This is a genomic window from Enterobacter sp. R4-368, from assembly GCF_000410515.1.
Taxonomy (GTDB): domain Bacteria; phylum Pseudomonadota; class Gammaproteobacteria; order Enterobacterales; family Enterobacteriaceae; genus Kosakonia.
In genome coordinates this window covers 1,356,212-1,372,611 of the sequence record NC_021500.1, presented here as the reverse complement: position 1 = coordinate 1,372,611, position 16,400 = coordinate 1,356,212, and the positions used below count along the sequence as shown (strand labels likewise).

12 protein-coding genes are annotated in these 16,400 nt (G+C 55.7%); 5 read left to right on the top strand and 7 right to left on the bottom strand.

The window, feature by feature from the left end:
• Positions 1–62 precede the first annotated feature (62 nt).
• On the top strand, positions 63–605 hold the full coding sequence (locus tag H650_RS06385) for a YfaZ family outer membrane protein (protein ID WP_020454509.1): 543 nt from the start codon (positions 63–65) through the stop codon (positions 603–605).
• Positions 606–698: 93 nt separating this feature from the next.
• Entirely contained in the window at positions 699–1,898 is a 1,200-nt protein-coding gene (locus H650_RS06380) for a nicotinamide mononucleotide deamidase-related protein YfaY (RefSeq protein ID WP_020454508.1), read from the top strand.
• A gap of 23 nt (positions 1,899–1,921) precedes the next feature.
• Here the strand turns inward: H650_RS06380 and glpC are convergent, their stop codons facing one another.
• Genes glpC through glpA form a run of 3 tightly spaced genes read right to left on the bottom strand, consistent with a single transcriptional unit; the run spans position 1,922 to position 5,977 of the window.
• The gene (glpC, locus tag H650_RS06375; protein WP_020454507.1) at positions 1,922–3,112 is read right to left on the bottom strand and encodes an anaerobic glycerol-3-phosphate dehydrogenase subunit GlpC; all 1,191 of its coding nucleotides are present in this window, start codon (positions 3,110–3,112) and stop codon (positions 1,922–1,924) included.
• On the bottom strand, positions 3,109–4,365 hold the full coding sequence (gene glpB / locus H650_RS06370; RefSeq protein WP_020454506.1) for a glycerol-3-phosphate dehydrogenase subunit GlpB: 1,257 nt from the start codon (positions 4,363–4,365) through the stop codon (positions 3,109–3,111). Before glpB ends, glpC begins: the two co-directional genes overlap by 4 nt.
• Positions 4,355–5,977, bottom strand: a complete 1,623-nt coding sequence (glpA, locus tag H650_RS06365) for an anaerobic glycerol-3-phosphate dehydrogenase subunit A (RefSeq protein ID WP_020454505.1) — start codon at positions 5,975–5,977, stop codon at positions 4,355–4,357. The genes glpB and glpA overlap by 11 nt, the downstream gene beginning before the upstream one ends.
• A 273-nt stretch (positions 5,978–6,250) precedes the next feature.
• Between glpA and glpT the strand changes: the two genes are divergently transcribed.
• Entirely contained in the window at positions 6,251–7,603 is a 1,353-nt protein-coding gene (gene glpT, locus H650_RS06360; protein ID WP_020454504.1) for a glycerol-3-phosphate transporter, read from the top strand.
• Positions 7,604–7,615: 12 nt separating this feature from the next.
• Entirely contained in the window at positions 7,616–8,680 is a 1,065-nt protein-coding gene (gene glpQ / locus H650_RS06355) for a glycerophosphodiester phosphodiesterase (protein WP_020454503.1), read from the top strand.
• A gap of 26 nt (positions 8,681–8,706) precedes the next feature.
• Here glpQ and yfaE read toward each other — a convergent pair whose 3' ends face one another.
• From yfaE to ubiG, 4 genes are all read right to left on the bottom strand, one after another.
• Complete coding sequence (gene yfaE / locus H650_RS06350; protein ID WP_017458569.1) at positions 8,707–8,961, bottom strand: class I ribonucleotide reductase maintenance protein YfaE; 255 nt, start codon at positions 8,959–8,961, stop codon at positions 8,707–8,709.
• Positions 8,961–10,091: a class Ia ribonucleoside-diphosphate reductase subunit beta gene (gene nrdB / locus H650_RS06345; RefSeq protein ID WP_017458568.1), complete on the bottom strand. Its 1,131-nt coding sequence runs from the start codon at positions 10,089–10,091 to the stop codon at positions 8,961–8,963. The genes yfaE and nrdB overlap by 1 nt, the downstream gene beginning before the upstream one ends.
• A 53-nt stretch (positions 10,092–10,144) precedes the next feature.
• Positions 10,145–12,430 (bottom strand): class 1a ribonucleoside-diphosphate reductase subunit alpha, encoded by a 2,286-nt coding sequence (nrdA, locus tag H650_RS06340; protein ID WP_020454502.1) that lies wholly within the window; start codon positions 12,428–12,430, stop codon positions 10,145–10,147.
• 344 nt (positions 12,431–12,774) lie between these two features.
• Positions 12,775–13,503 (bottom strand): bifunctional 2-polyprenyl-6-hydroxyphenol methylase/3-demethylubiquinol 3-O-methyltransferase UbiG, encoded by a 729-nt coding sequence (ubiG, locus tag H650_RS06335; RefSeq protein WP_020454501.1) that lies wholly within the window; start codon positions 13,501–13,503, stop codon positions 12,775–12,777.
• Positions 13,504–13,661: 158 nt separating this feature from the next.
• On the opposite strand from ubiG, the gene gyrA reads away from it, so the two are divergent.
• Complete coding sequence (gene gyrA, locus H650_RS06330; RefSeq protein WP_020454500.1) at positions 13,662–16,304, top strand: DNA topoisomerase (ATP-hydrolyzing) subunit A; 2,643 nt, start codon at positions 13,662–13,664, stop codon at positions 16,302–16,304.
• The last annotated feature ends 96 nt before the right edge of the window (positions 16,305–16,400 follow it).

The window sequence follows — 16,400 nt, the reverse complement described above, 5'->3', positions numbered from 1 at the left end:
GAAAAATAGGCGTACAATCAGAGGCTTTTGGGCATCAGGCCCGTTATGTGCGGAAATCAAAAATGAAGAAGATTGCTTTATTAGGTTTAGCCAGCGTGTTGCTGGTCTCTGCTGGGGCGCAGGCCGTGAGTCTGAACGGCCAGATTGGGAAAGATTACACCAACTTTGGTTTCGGTTTGGGAACTGAAACCAGCGGGATCGCCGTGAGCGGTAACTGGGCACACAGTGAAGATGACGGCGATATCGCCGGCCTGGGGCTCGGTTACAACATCCCGCTTGGTCCGTTCCTTGCGACCGTCGGCGGTAAAGGCATTTATCTGAATCCGGATGTGGGCAGCGAAGGTTATGCCGTTGCTGTCGGTGGCGGGTTGCAGTGGAAAATTGCCAGCAGCTTCAGTATTTTCGGCGAATACTACTACTCGCCGGACTCACTCTCCAGCGGCGTGAAAGAGTATCAGGAAGCGAACGCCGGGGCGCGTTATACCATTATGCGCCCGCTGACGGTTGAGGCTGGTTACCGCTACATCGACATGACCGGTAAAGAAGGGCGTCGCGACAACGCGGTTGCCGATGGCCCGTATGTTGGCGTTAGCGCCAGTTTCTAATCCCCTGGCGCGGCATCTGTCCGCGCCCGTTTGTCTCCGTTTTTCCTCTGCGCATGCGCTATAGTGTTTCAACCTCGATTGCAGGAGCTAACGATGTTAAATGTGGAGATGTTATCGACCGGCGATGAAGTGCTGCATGGCCAGATTGTGGATACCAATGCGGCCTGGCTGGCTGACTTTTTCTTTAACCAGGGGTTGCCTCTCACGCGCCGTAACACCGTGGGCGATAACCTTGATGATTTGGTCGCTATCCTGCGTGAACGTAGTGAGCACGCGGATGTGCTGATTGTGAATGGCGGCCTGGGGCCGACCAGTGACGATCTCAGCGCGCTGGCGGCGGCGACCGCCAAAGGCGAAGCACTGGTGTTACACGAAGCGTGGCTGGCACAAATGGAACGCTTCTTTACCGAACGTGGCCGCGTGATGGCACCGAGTAACCGCAAACAGGCCGAGATCCCGGCCAGCGCCGAACTGGTGGATAACCCGGTCGGTACCGCCTGTGGTTTTGCTCTGCAGCTCAACCGGTGCCTGATGTTCTTCACGCCGGGCGTACCATCGGAATTTAAAGTGATGGTGGAACAAGAAATTCTGCCGCGCCTGCGCGCACGCTTTACCTTGCCGGAGCCGCCGGTTTGCCTGCGTTTAACCACTTTCGGTCGCTCAGAGAGCGATCTGGCGCAGAGCCTGCAACACCTTCAACTGCCGCCAGGCGTAGTGATGGGCTACCGCTCTTCGATGCCGATTATCGAATTAAAACTGACCGGCCCGGCAGAGCATCGCGCCGCGATGGAAGCGCTGTGGCCGGAAGTAAAACGCGTCGCCGGGGAAAGTTTGATTTTTGAAGGCACCGAGGGTTTACCCGCAGCACTTGCCGCAACCCTGCGGGAACGTCAGCTCAGCCTGACACTGAGCGAACAGTTCACCGGCGGTCTGGTGGCCTTACAGCTTTCCCGCGCTGGTGCGCCGCTGCTGGCCAGCGAAGTGTTACCGTCGCAGGCGGAAGCGCTGGCGCAGAGTGCCCGCTGGACCACCGAGCTGCGCAATCGCCATCTCGCCGGGCTGGCGCTGACGGTGACCGGTCTTGAAGAGGATCATCTCAACTTCGCGCTGGCGACGCCGGAAGGCACCCGCGCGCTGCGGGTGAAATTCAACACCAACCGCCACGGGCTGGTGGTGCGCCAGGAAGTATGCGCCATGATGGCGCTGAACATTCTGCGCCGCTGGCTGGCGGGTAAAGACATTGCCAGCGATCACGGCTGGATCAACGTGGTGGAAACGCTGTCGGTAGAGTGATCGCTGAGGGTAACGGCATGCCGTTACCCCAATGCGTTTGCCAGTAGCGTAATGGGATGTTCACAGCGTTTGCTGGTGGACATCTCAATTTGCCATTTGCAGGTTTCACAATCCGTCACCACCAGATCCGCGCCGCTGGCTTCAATCTGCTCGAACAACGGCGCGCCAATCGCCTGCGATGTCGGGTAGTTTTCGCTTTTAAAGCCGTAGGTGCCGGCAATCCCGCAGCAGCGCGAATCCAGCACCGTCAATTCAAGCCCGGGGATGCGCCGCAGCAGCTCCAGCGTGTAGTGCGTCCAGCCCATTTTTTCCATATGACACGGTGTGTGGTAAACCACTTTCAGCGGCGTTTCTTTCAACGGCAACGCGCGACCTTCGTCGAGCATGCGCCAGATCCAGCGCGTGGCTAAATCGATATGCGAGCGCAAATGGCTGTTATCCACATCCAGCAGGTGAGGATATTCATCGCGCAGGGTGAAAGCACAGGTGGACGAGGTGGCGATAACCGGCAGTCCCTCGGTCCCGATAGCCTGCTCCAGCGAGCGCACATTAAACTGCGCCTGTTTTTTCGCTTTATCGAAAAACCCATTCGCAATCAGTGGTACGCCACAGCACTTTTCCCGCTGCAATAACTGTACGCCGATGCCCATATGGTTCAGCACACGGATCAGATCTTTACCCAACTGGGGATGGTTGTAATTCACGTAGCAACCGTGGAAAAACGCCACCTGCTGCGCAAATGCCTGTTGCTGCGCGGCAATGCTGCGATACCAGCGGCGAAATGTACCGCTGGAATATTTTGGCAGCGTGCGGTGGTGATCGATTTTTAATGCGGTATCCAGCAACTGGCGCACGGGTTTTAGTGATGTTGCCGCATTCACCAGCGGCGCCATCGGTGTTGATAGCGTCCCCATCAGGTCGGTGTGGCTGAGAATGGCATTACGTATGGAGAGCTTTTTCGGCGCGTACTGGGCGCGGGCGCGCTGAATAATATCGCCAATTTTCACCCCGGACGGGCAGACAGTTTCGCAGCGTTTGCAGTTGGTGCAGTACTTCAGCGCATCATCATACAGCGCGGCGTCTTTTAACCGCAGACGCTCGCCATCAGGGCCTGCTTGCTTCGGGCCAGGGTAAGCGGGGTTGACGCGACTGACCGGGCAGGCGGTGGTGCAAACGGTGCATTTAATGCAGCTTTCAAATTGCGTATTGTTCATTGTTCGCCTCCCTGTGCGCTAATTTGCTGTGCGGCATGCAGCGCGGTAACGACGCAAACGCCGCCGCCGCACCCCTGGGCGATGGCATCAAAACCGCCCAGCACCGAACCAACCACATAAAGATTGTTCACGGCGTCGCCCTCGCGCAGGCCGTGTAGTTGCGCATCGGTCTGCACGCCAAACTGCTGCCACGGTTGGCTGTCAAACACATTATCGCGATACCACTCCTGACGCTGCGCGCTTTGCAGCACGTCGAGATCAAACACCGTTTCCCGCACGCGATCGCGCCCGGCAACCAGCCCGTTACTGAAAAAACTGCCGCTGGCGAGCACCACATTGCGCGCACGCAGCGGGATATCTTCATGTTTACGCGTCCACACTTGCGTTACGCGCTGATCGGCGATATCGGCACGCAGCACCTCGTCACCGGGCATCCAGTTACCGCCGCTGCGTATAAACGCCTGTTGCAGGAGTTGTTGCATGCGCATACCCGGTACAGATGGCGGCAGCGTAGGCAGCAGGCGCAGCGGGCAGGCCAGTTGCTGGTTAAGGCGCGTAAAGACGCTGTTGTCCGTCAGACCAAAGCAGGTGGGCAGATAGAGCATCGCGTAGCGCTGGCTTAGCGGCAGCAGCGCTTCGTACAGGGCGTTGTAGTGCTCGGGTGCGTCCAGCAGGCGGGCGATATTCACCGCGCGAAATTCGCTGGGGTTATCACGCAGCCGATCCAGTAGCGGCAGATCTATCTCTTCTGCCTGCGCGTCAATACCGCGTTTACGCAGGGCACCAGCGGCAAGCTGCGGCTGGAAATCAAGAAAACCACTGATACCAACCACGCCAGTGTGCTGGTGGGTTTCTGTTTTTACCGGCACTTCCTGCGGGCTAAGCCAGGCGGTGCGGAATGTGCCAAGCGGTGTTACGCGCTGGTGCGGCGTATCAACATCGCCCTGTAATGCCAGGCCGCAATCTGCCAGCAGCGTTTGCGCCTGGTGTGCATAGTGGCGAACCTGGTCTGCGCCGAGTCGGGCATAAGGGTGACTGGCATGGTGCTGTTGGAGGTGCGCGATGGCGCTATCAAGCGTATCGATGGGCTGGCCGTCGGGTAAGTGTGAAAGCAAATCCAGCGAGCCGGAAGAGAAGCTCAGAGCACTCTGTCCGCGGCTGACAATGGCGCAGCGCTGGCCGCTCTGCGCAAGACGGATCCCGCAGACTAAACCGGCCAGCCCGCCCCCGATAATGACCGTATCAAATCTCATCTTCCGCCTCCTTTTCCAGACCGCACAACCCCTGATAAACCCAGCGTGTGAATTCGCTTTCACGCAGCGCATCGCCCCAGGCAACGGGTTTAACGCCTTTCCAGCGTTCATTAAGAAAACCGGCCAGTTGATGCAAAGATTCACTTTCGGTCGTGACATGCATGCGGTTAAGCAACCCGGCAGCGCGACAGGCGCATAGCTCGCCCTGGCAGGTGCCCATCCCGACGCGTGTGCGGCGGCGCAAATCCAGCAGCGAGTGGACATTGAGGTTTTCGACGGCGTACTGCACTTCCCCGGCGGTGACGGCTTCACATTCACAGACCAGGCTGCGGTTATGTCTGTCACTACCAAGCCAGGCTGGCGTGCGATCGCCATGGCGATAGACCGCCGAACCGCGGAGCGGCGTCGGCAGAGAAATGATTTTTTTGAGCGCCTGTTCTGTCGGCTCACGTGAGCCAGGCAGCGGCGCGGTGGCGGTGGTGCAAGGAGCATGATGATTGAGCTTGCGACACACGGCATCCGTTGCCCATTCGGCCATCAGCCGGTAAGTCATCAGCTTGCCGCCGGTAATAGTGATAAACCCTTCCAGTCCGTCGCGCTGCGCGTGGTCCAGCAACACAATTCCCCGGCTGACGTTGCGCCCGCTCGGATCATCATCGCTGGCAACTAGCGGTCGCACACCGGCATAAGCACGCAGAATGCGCGTTTTCGCCATCACCGGTGCCAGTTTTTCCCCTTCACGCAGCAGAATATCCACTTCGTCAGGCGTGACGCGCAGGTTATCGATATCGGCGTAATCAATATGCGTCGAGGTGGTGCCAATCAGTGAAATCGTGTCGCCAGGTACCAGAATATCGGCGTCGGCGGGTTTGCGGCAGCGGTTGATGACGTGCTGGTTAATACGGTGATCGAGGATCAGCAGCGCGCCTTTCGCGGGGAACATGCGGATGCTCAGATCGGCATATTCAGCGATACGCTGGCCCCAAATCCCGGCGGCGTTGACCACCACAGGCGCATGTAACTCCTGTGTTTCGCCGCTGGCGGGATGATAAAGCCGCACACCGCTCACCGTATCACCATGGCGGATCAGGCCACACACTTCATGTCCGGTGAGGATTTTGGCGCCATGCTCGCGCGCGTCCAGCATATTGCTGGCGGTGAGACGGAAAGGGTCCACCGTGCCGTCCGGTACGCGCACCGCGCCGATCAGCGCCGGGTTGACGCTTGGCTCCATGCGCAGCGCTTCCTGCGGTGAGATGGCCTGCGCCGGGATCCCCGCTTGCAGACAGGCGTCAATAAACTGGCTTTGATAGACCAGATCATCTTCCGGCAGGGTGATAAACAGGCCGTCTGTCGGTTCGATACAGTGGCGGGCGATGCGTTTGAGGATCTGGTTTTCGGCAATACATTCACGTGCTGATTCGTTATCGGTCACCGCGTAACGCGCACCGCTGTGCAGTAAGCCATGGTTACGGCCGGTCGCGCCGGTGGCGATATCGTGGCGTTCAAGCAGCACCACGCGCAAGCCGCGCAGGGCGCAGTCGCGGGCGATGCCTGCGCCGGTCGCGCCGCCGCCGATAATAATCACATCGTAGTCACTGGAGTTGCGCATGTTCGCGTCCTTCTGGTCGACGTTCCTTAGCAACCATTTAGCCATACTATGATTGTGGTTTGTTTGATATCGCGCATATTCGAGCAAAAAACGAAAGTGAAACGCGCTTTCTTGCGTGAAGTTAGATGTTTGTCATATTTCTGTAACAATATCTGCGACAACTCATTCTCTCTGGTTAAAACTTTCACTACAATCCGCCGCGAATAACTCTGGTTATGTTCGTTTTCACTCATTAATGAAAGATATGAGTCTTACCGCGCCACGGAGGCCGCTATGTTGAGTATTTTTAGACCTGCCCCCCATCAATCGCGTCTGCCCGATGCGCAAATCGACCCGCTGTACCGGCGGTTGCGCTGGCAGATTTTCCTCGGGATCTTCTTCGGTTATGCCGCCTACTATCTGGTGCGTAAGAACTTTGCGCTGGCGATGCCGTATTTAGTCGAACAGGGCTTTTCCCGTGGCGATCTGGGGTTTGCGCTGTCCGGGATCTCCATTGCCTACGGTTTTTCGAAATTTATTATGGGTTCGGTGTCGGATCGCTCGAATCCGCGCGTTTTCCTGCCCGCCGGCTTAATTCTGGCGGCGGCGGTGATGCTGGTTATGGGCTTCGTGCCGTGGGCCACATCCAGCATCATGGTCATGTTTGTGCTGCTGTTCCTGTGCGGCTGGTTCCAGGGGATGGGCTGGCCGCCGTGTGGGCGCACTATGGTGCACTGGTGGTCGCAAAAAGAGCGCGGCGGCATTGTGTCGGTGTGGAACTGTGCGCATAACGTCGGTGGTGGCATTCCTCCGCTGCTGTTCCTGCTGGGGATGGCATGGTTTAACGACTGGCACGCGGCGTTATATATGCCCGCGTTTGGCGCGATTCTGGTGGCGATTCTTGCGTTCGCACTGATGCGCGATACGCCACAATCCTGCGGCTTACCGCCGATTGAAGAGTACAAAAACGACTACCCGGATGATTACAGCGACAAGCACGAAGAAGAGTTGTCCGCCAAACAGATTTTCATGCAGTACATCCTGCCGAACAAACTGTTGTGGTATATCGCGGTCGCGAACGTTTTTGTTTACCTGCTGCGCTACGGCATTCTCGACTGGTCGCCGACTTACCTGAAAGAGGTGAAACACTTCGCGCTGGATAAATCCTCGTGGGCCTATTTCTTCTATGAATATGCGGGTATTCCCGGCACGCTGCTGTGTGGCTGGATGTCGGATAAAGTCTTCCGCGGTAATCGCGGTGCAACGGGCGTGTTCTTTATGACGCTGGTGACCATTGCGACTATCGTTTACTGGTTGAACCCGGCGGGTAACCCGACCGTGGATATGGCTTGTATGATCATCATCGGCTTCCTGATTTATGGCCCGGTGATGTTGATTGGTCTGCATGCGCTGGAGCTGGCACCGAAAAAAGCGGCGGGTACGGCGGCGGGCTTTACCGGCTTGTTTGGCTATCTTGGCGGTTCTGTCGCCGCCAGCGCCATTGTTGGCTATACCGTTGATTTCTTCGGCTGGGATGGCGGCTTTATAGTGATGATTGGCGGCAGCATTCTGGCGGTTTTACTGCTGGTTATCGTGATGATTGGCGAGAAACGTCACCATGCCGACGTGCTGGCGCGTCGTAGCTAACAGGGAGCACTGATGAAAACCACTTTCACCCGTATGACGTCAAGCCTGCTGCTGGCAGGCGCGTTAACCAGCCAGGCGCTGGCCGCCGATAAAATCGTTATCGCCCATCGTGGCGCCAGCGGTTATCTGCCGGAACATACCTTACCGGCGAAAGCGATGGCCTATGCGCAGGGCGCGGATTTCCTGGAACAGGATCTGGTGATGACCAAAGACGACCAGTTGGTCGTTCTGCATGATCACTATCTCGACCGCGTGACGGATGTCGCGGAGCGCTTCCCACAGCGCGCGCGTAAAGACGGGCGCTACTACGCCATCGACTTTACGCTCGACGAGATCCGCTCGCTGAAGTTTACCGAAGGGTTCGAGCTGGAAAAGGGCAAAAAAGTGCAGGTCTATCCGGGGCGTTTCCCGATGGGCAAATCCGATTTCCGCATTCACACGTTTGAAGAGGAGATCGAGTTTGTGCAGGGGTTAAACCACTCCACTGGCAAAAACATCGGTATTTATCCGGAGATCAAAGCGCCCTGGTTCCACCATCAGGAGGGGAAAGATATTGCCGCAAAAACGCTGGAAGTGCTGAAAAAGTACGGGTACACCAGCAAGCAGGACAACGTGTACCTGCAATGTTTTGACGTCAATGAGCTCAAGCGCATTAAGAATGAGCTGGAACCGAAGATGGGGATGGATCTTAAACTGGTGCAGCTGATTGCGTATACCAAATGGAATGAAACGCAGGAGCAGCAGCCGGACGGTAAATGGGTGAATTACAGTTACGACTGGATGTTCGAACCCGGCGCGATGAAGCAGATCGCCCGGTATGCCGACGGTATCGGCCCGGACTATCACATGCTGGTGGCGGACGGTTCAAAACCGGGTAACGTCAAGCTTACGGCAATGGTGAAAGAGGCGCATGCCAGCCATTTGCAGGTCCATCCGTTTACCGTACGCGCGGATCAGCTTCCGCCGTACGCCAGCGATGTGAATCAGCTCTATAAGGTGTTGTATCAGCAGGCGGATGTCGATGGTTTGTTCACCGATTTCCCGGATAAAGCTGTGCAGTTTTTAAAGCACAAGTAAAACAAAAGGGCCTGTGAAGGCCCTTTTTACATCTCAATTTCGATATCGCCTTTCGCCCGGCAGCAGCAGGGCAAAATTTCCCCTTCGTTGATAAAGGCCAGCGGCTCGGCAATCCAGTCTACCTGGCCTGCCACCAGGCGGCAGCGGCAGGAGCCGCAGTAGCCTTCGCGGCACTGGTACTCAACTTCCACCTGGTGCGATTCGAGCGCCACCAGCAGGGAAGGGTGCTCATCCTGGCACTGGACGTGCGTGCCGGAAAGGCTAAGCGTAACGCGGCTCATCAGAGCTGGAAGCTGCTCAGATCGTCGGTGTCGACTTCAGAGTCGATCTGGCCGACCAGATAGGAACTCACTTCCACTTCCTGCGGTGCCACCTGGACGTTATCGGAAACCAGCCAGGTGTTGATCCACGGAATCGGGTTCGAACGGGTCTGGAACGGTAAGTCGAGACCGACTGCCTGCATACGGATGTTGGTGATGTACTCAACATACTGGCAGAGAATGTCTTTGTTCAGACCGATCATCGAGCCGCCCTGGAACAGGTATTCCGCCCACTCTTTTTCCTGCAATGCCGCCTGCACGAACAGGTCATAGCACTCCTGTTTGCACTCTTCGGCGATCTCGGCCATTTCCGGGTCATCCGCGCCGGAACGCAGCAGGTTCAGCATATGCTGGGTGCCGGTCAGGTGCAGGGCTTCGTCGCGGGCAATCAGGCGAATGATTTTGGCGTTGCCTTCCATCAGCTCACGCTCGGCGAAAGCGAAGGAGCAGGCGAAGCTGACGTAGAAGCGAATCGCTTCCAGCGCGTTCACGCTCATCAGGCACAGGTAGAGTTTTTTCTTCAACTCGCGCAGGCTGACGGTCACGGTTTTACCGTTGACGTTGTGCGTGCCTTCCCCCAGCAGATGCCAGTAGCTGGTCATTTCGATCAGCTCGTCGTAGAAGTGCGAGATGCCTTCCGCGCGCTTGAGGATCTGCTCGTTGGTGACGATATCGTCAAACACCACCGCCGGATCGTTAACGATGTTGCGGATGATGTGGGTGTAAGAGCGTGAATGGATCGTTTCTGAAAACGCCCAGGTTTCTACCCAGGTTTCCAGTTCCGGGATAGAGATCAGCGGCAGCAGCGCAACGTTCGGGCTGCGACCCTGAATGGAATCCAGCAGCGTCTGGTATTTCAGGTTGCTGATAAAAATGTGCTTTTCGTGTTCCGGTAGCGCCTGGAAATCAATACGGTCGCGGGAAACGTCAACTTCTTCCGGACGCCAGAAGAAGGAGAGTTGTTTCTCAATCAGCTTTTCGAAAATGTCATATTTTTGCTGATCGTAGCGCGCCACGTTAACCGGCTGGCCGAAGAACATCGGCTCCAGCAACTGATCGTTTTTCGTCTGTGAAAAAGTGGTGTATGCCATGAAATGTGAGTCCTGTCTTGCGAAAAAAAAGGGCGGGTTTCCCCGCCCCTTAGTTAGATCTTACATGCGCCGCTTTCGCAGCCATCGTCCTGGATGGAAGGTGCCAGGTCATCCTGCGCATCTTCCGCGCCATCGCGGGTGTTTTGATAGTACAGCGTTTTCACACCAAATTTGTAGGCGGTCAGCAAGTCTTTCAACAATTGTTGCATCGGCACTTTGCCCGACGGGAAGCGTGACGGGTCGTAGTTGGTGTTCGCCGAAATCGACTGATCGATAAATTTCTGCATGATGCCGACCAGTTGCAGGTAGCCGTCGTTATTCGGCATTTCCCACAGCAGCTCGTAGGCATTACTCAGTTTTTCGTAATCCGGCACCACCTGACGCAGGATGCCATCTTTCGACGCTTTGATGCTCACATGACCGCGCGGCGGTTCAATGCCGTTGGTGGCGTTGGAGATCTGCGAAGATGTTTCAGACGGCATCAGCGCGGAGAGCGTGGAGTTACGCAGGCCGTGCGTTTTGATCGATTCACGCAACGCTTCCCAGTCGTAATGCAGCGGCTCGTTGGTAATACCGTCGAGATCTTTCTTGTAGGTATCGATCGGCAAAATACCCTTCGAGTAGGTGGTTTCGTTGAACCACGGGCACGCGCCTTGCTCTTTCGCCAGCTCGTTAGAGGCTTTCAGCAGCCAGTACTGAATGGCTTCGAAAGTCTGATGCGTCAGGTTGTTCGCGCTGCCGTCCGAGTAACGTTTGCCGTTCTTCGCCAGCCAGTAAGCAAAGTTGATGACGCCAATACCCAGCGTACGGCGGCCCATCGCGCCACGTTTAGCGGCCGGAATCGGGTAATCCTGATAATCCAGCAGGGCATCAAGCGCACGCACCGCAAGCGTGGCCAGCTCTTCCAGCTCGTCGAGGTTTTTAATCGCGCCGAGGTTAAACGCAGAGAGCGTACAGAGCGCGATTTCACCGTTTTCGTCGTTCACATCATCCAGCGGCTTGGTCGGCAGGGCGATTTCCAGGCACAGGTTGGACTGGCGTACCGGCGCAACCACCGGGTCAAACGGGCTGTGGGTGTTGCAGTGATCGACGTTCTGAATGTAGATACGGCCCGTAGACGCGCGTTCCTGCATCATCAGAGAGAACAGCTCCACCGCTTTGATGCGCTGTTTGCGGATGCTGTCGTCTTTTTCATATTTGGTGTACAGGCGTTCGAACTCGTCCTGATCGGCGAAGAACGCATCGTACAGACCCGGCACGTCGGACGGGCTGAACAGGGTGATCTCTTCACCTTTCAGCAGACGGGTGTACATCAGTTTATTGATCTGTACGCCGTAGTCCATGTGACGCACGCGGTTACCTTCCACGCCACGGTTGTTTTTCAGTACCAGCAGGCTTTCGACTTCCAGATGCCACATCGGGTAGAACAGGGTTGCCGCGCCGCCGCGTACACCGCCCTGCGAGCAGGATTTCACTGCCGTCTGGAAGTGTTTGTAGAACGGGATACAACCGGTGTGGAACGCTTCACCACCGCGGATCGGGCTACCCAGCGCACGAATGCGGCCGGCGTTGATACCGATACCGGCGCGCTGGGAAACGTATTTCACAATCGCGCTGGAAGTGGCGTTGATGGAGTCCAGGCTGTCACCACACTCGATCAGTACGCAGGAGCTGAACTGACGGGTCGGCGTACGCACGCCGGACATGATCGGCGTCGGCAGCGAAATTTTGAACGTGGAAACGGCATCGTAGAAACGCTTCACGTAGTCCAGACGGGTTTCACGCGGATAGTTGGAGAACAGGCACGCGGCAACCAGGATATACAGGAACTGCGCGCTCTCGTAGATCTCGCCGGTCACGCGGTTCTGCACCAGGTATTTCCCTTCCAGCTGCTTCACCGCCGCATAGGAGAAGTTCATATCGCGCCAGTGGTCGATAAAACCGTCCATCTGCTTGAACTCTTCTTCCGTGTAGTCTTCCAGCAGATGATGATCGTATTTGCCAAGCTCAATCATTTTCTTCACGTGGTCAAACAGCGCAGGCGGCTCGAACTGGCCGTAGGCTTTTTTACGCAGGTGGAAAATGGCCAGGCGTGCGGCCAGGTACTGGTAGTCCGGCGCATCGCGGGAAATCAGATCCGCGGCGGCCTTAATGATGGTCTCGTGGATATCGGACGTTTTGATACCGTCGTAGAACTGAATGTGTGAGCGCAGTTCAACCTGAGAGATAGATACGTTACTTAGCCCCTCTGCCGCCCAATCCAGTACTCGATGAATTTTGTCGAGATTGATGCGCTCAGTGCCACCATCACGCTTTGTCACCAGCAGACTCTGATTCATGTGATTACCTGTCCGTGAAATAGAAAATATCCCCCATTTATCCACAATTCGTTGCTGTGATTAACTCTGTGGATAAATACTACATATAGGGGGTTTGCGATAAGAGAAACGCTATATGGTGAGTATTCTAGTAAGGATTCTTTTCAGTACAAGAGTTGATTTTGAGGTTAAATTGAGGTTGCGAAAGGGTGATAATCGCTAAGTCCTCGTATCGTAAGGCCTGGCGGCGATGTCAATATTTCGCAAAAAAAAATGAATTTTTGATCGAGTGCTGATTTCTTCATCGGGAAAGGCAATTGCGCAACTTGATGCTGCGCAATCTTCTATCACTTTATCTGATGACCTTAGTCATTTTTTGCCGTTGTATGTAACATATAGTTCACATCCACACCCGGCCCTAACGTAAACTGGTTTAACAACGGGTTGTAATGTAACCCGGTAATGTGACGTTCCTGTAACACGGTGCCGTCAATCCAATGTAAGAGCTCCGCTGGCTTAATAAATTTCTTCACGTCGTGCGTGCCTTTCGGCACCATGCGCAGCACATATTCCGCGCCGACTACCGCCATCAACCAGGCTTTGCCGTTGCGGTTAATAGTAGAGAAGAAGACATGACCGCCGGGTTTGACCAGTTGCGCACAAGCTTTCACCACCGATTGCGGATCCGGAACATGCTCCAGCATCTCCATGCAGGTGACGACGTCATACTGCTGCGCATGTTTTGCCGCATGTTCTTCTACGGTTTCCTGCACATAATTGACCTGAATGCCAGATTCCAGCGCATGCAAACGCGCCACCTGGAGCGGTTCAAAGCCCATATCTAGCCCGGTGACATCCGCGCCTTCCTGCGCCATGCTTTCCGCCAGAATCCCGCCGCCGCAGCCGACATCGAGCACTTTCTTACCGAACAGACCGGCAGCGTGTTCGCTGATATAACCCAGACGCAGCGGGTTGATGCGGTGCAGGGGTTTAAACTCACCTTCTTTATCCCACCAGCGCGAGGCGACAGCCTCAAATTTGGCGATTTCAGCATGATCAACGTTTTGAGCGACCGGCGTTTTTTCGGCATTCATGGGCGCAATAACTCCTCTATCAATAAGACCCGTGAGTATATCAGGCCAACGGGATGAATAAACCTTTGCACGGGTGTTATAGGTTTACCTGTATCAAAGCGGTTGTGTTATAATTTGCGACCTTTGAATCCGGGATACAGTAGAGGGATAGCGGTTAGATGAGCGACCTTGCGAGAGAAATTACACCGGTTAACATCGAGGAAGAGCTGAAGAGCTCCTATCTGGACTATGCGATGTCGGTCATTGTTGGCCGTGCGCTTCCGGATGTCCGAGATGGCCTGAAACCGGTTCACCGTCGCGTACTTTACGCCATGAACGTATTGGGCAATGACTGGAATAAAGCCTACAAAAAATCTGCCCGTGTCGTTGGTGACGTAATCGGTAAGTACCATCCCCATGGTGATTCCGCAGTGTACGACACCATTGTCCGTATGGCGCAGCCGTTCTCGCTGCGTTACATGCTGGTCGATGGTCAGGGGAACTTCGGTTCCATCGATGGCGACTCCGCGGCGGCGATGCGTTATACGGAAATCCGCCTGGCGAAGATTGCCCATGAATTGATGGCCGATCTGGAAAAAGAGACGGTTGATTACGTCGATAACTACGACGGCACCGAAAAAATTCCTGATGTGATGCCTACCAAGATCCCGAACCTGCTGGTGAACGGTTCTTCGGGTATTGCCGTCGGTATGGCAACCAACATTCCGCCACATAACCTGACGGAAGTGATCAATGGTTGCCTGGCTTACATTGATAACGAAGACATCAGCATTGAAGAGCTGATGGTGCATATTCCGGGGCCGGATTTCCCGACCGCGGCAATCATTAACGGTCGCCGTGGCATCGAAGAAGCCTATCGTACCGGTCGCGGCAAGATTTATATTCGCGCGCGCGCGGAAGTGGAAACCGACGCGAAAAGCGGCCGCGAAACCATCATCGTGCATGAAATTCCGTATCAGGTGAACAAAGCGCGCCTGATCGAGAAAATTGCCGAGCTGGTGAAAGATAAACGCGTTGAAGGCATCAGCGCGCTGCGTGACGAGTCCGATAAAGACGGTATGCGCATCGTTATCGAAATCAAACGTGACGCCGTGGGTGAAGTGGTGCTGAACAACCTCTACTCCCAGACGCAATTGCAGGTTTCCTTCGGTATCAACATGGTGGCGTTGCACCATGGTCAACCGAAGATCATGGCGCTGAAAGAAATTCTGGCCGCGTTTGTGCGCCACCGCCGTGAAGTCGTGACGCGTCGTACCATTTTCGAACTGCGTAAAGCTCGTGACCGTGCGCATATCCTTGAAGCGCTGGCCGTGGCGCTGGCGAACATCGATCCGATCATTGAACTGATCCGCCGCGCGCCGACGCCTGCTGAAGCAAAAGCGGGCCTGATCGCGCAGCCGTGGGATCTGGGCAATGTCTCTGCCATGCTGGAACGTGCGGGCGATGACGCGGCGCGTCCGGAGTGGCTGGAGCCGGAGTTTGGTATTCGCGATGGTAAATACTATCTGACCGAACAGCAGGCACAGGCGATTCTGGATCTGCGTTTGCAGAAACTGACCGGCCTTGAGCATGAAAAACTGCTCGACGAATATAAAGAGCTGCTGGAACAGATTGCTGAGCTGCTGCATATCCTTGGCAGCGCTGAACGCCTGATGGAAGTGATCCGCGAAGAGCTTGAGCTGGTTCGCGAACAGTTTGGCGACGAGCGTCGCACCGAAATTACCGCTAACACTGCTGATATCAACATCGAAGATCTGATCAATCAGGAAGATGTTGTGGTCACGTTGTCGCACCAGGGTTATGTGAAGTATCAGCCGCTGACCGACTACGAAGCCCAGCGTCGTGGTGGTAAAGGTAAATCGGCTGCGCGTATTAAAGAAGAAGACTTTATTGACCGCCTGCTGGTGGCCAATACCCATGACACCATCCTCTGCTTCTCCAGCCGTGGACGTCTGTACTGGATGAAGGTCTATCAGTTGCCGGAAGCGAGCCGTGGCGCGCGTGGCCGCCCGATCGTCAACCTGCTGCCGCTGGAGCCGAACGAGCGTATTACCGCCATCCTGCCGGTGCGTGAATACGAAGAGGGCGTGAACGTCTTTATGGCGACCGCCAGCGGTACCGTGAAGAAAACCGCGCTTACCGAATTCAGCCGTCCGCGTTCTGCCGGTATCATTGCCGTCAATCTGAACGAAGGCGATGAGCTGATTGGCGTTGATCTGACGTCAGGTAGCGACGAAGTGATGCTCTTCTCTGCGGCGGGCAAAGTGGTGCGCTTTAAAGAAGGTGCTGTGCGTGCAATGGGTCGTACTGCGACCGGTGTTCGTGGCATCAAACTTGCGGAAAAAGACAGCGTTGTCTCGCTGATCGTACCGCGTGGCGAAGGCGCAATCCTGACGGTAACGCAGAACGGTTACGGTAAACGTACGGCGGAAACCGAGTACCCGACCAAATCGCGCGGTACCCAGGGCGTTATCTCCATCAAAGTCACCGAGCGTAACGGCGCAGTGGTCGGCGCGGTGCAGGTTGATGATTGCGACCAGATCATGATGATCACCGATGCCGGTACGCTGGTGCGTACACGCGTCTCGGAAATCAGCGTGGTAGGGCGTAACACCCAGGGCGTTATTCTGATCCGCACCGCGGAAGATGAAAACGTAGTCGGTCTGCAGCGTGTTGCTGAGCCGGTAGATGATGAAGAGTTAGACTCCATCGATGGTAGCGTAGCGGAAGGCGATGATGATATCGCGCCGGAAGTTGACACCGATACCGACGACGACGCGGCGGACGACGACGCCGAGTAATGCGTTATAAGGGCCGGTTTCCGGCCCTTTTTCATTGCCGTTGCGGCCTTTGCGATTTATCGCTACCTTAATCACACTCTTTTTTAACTTCCTTGT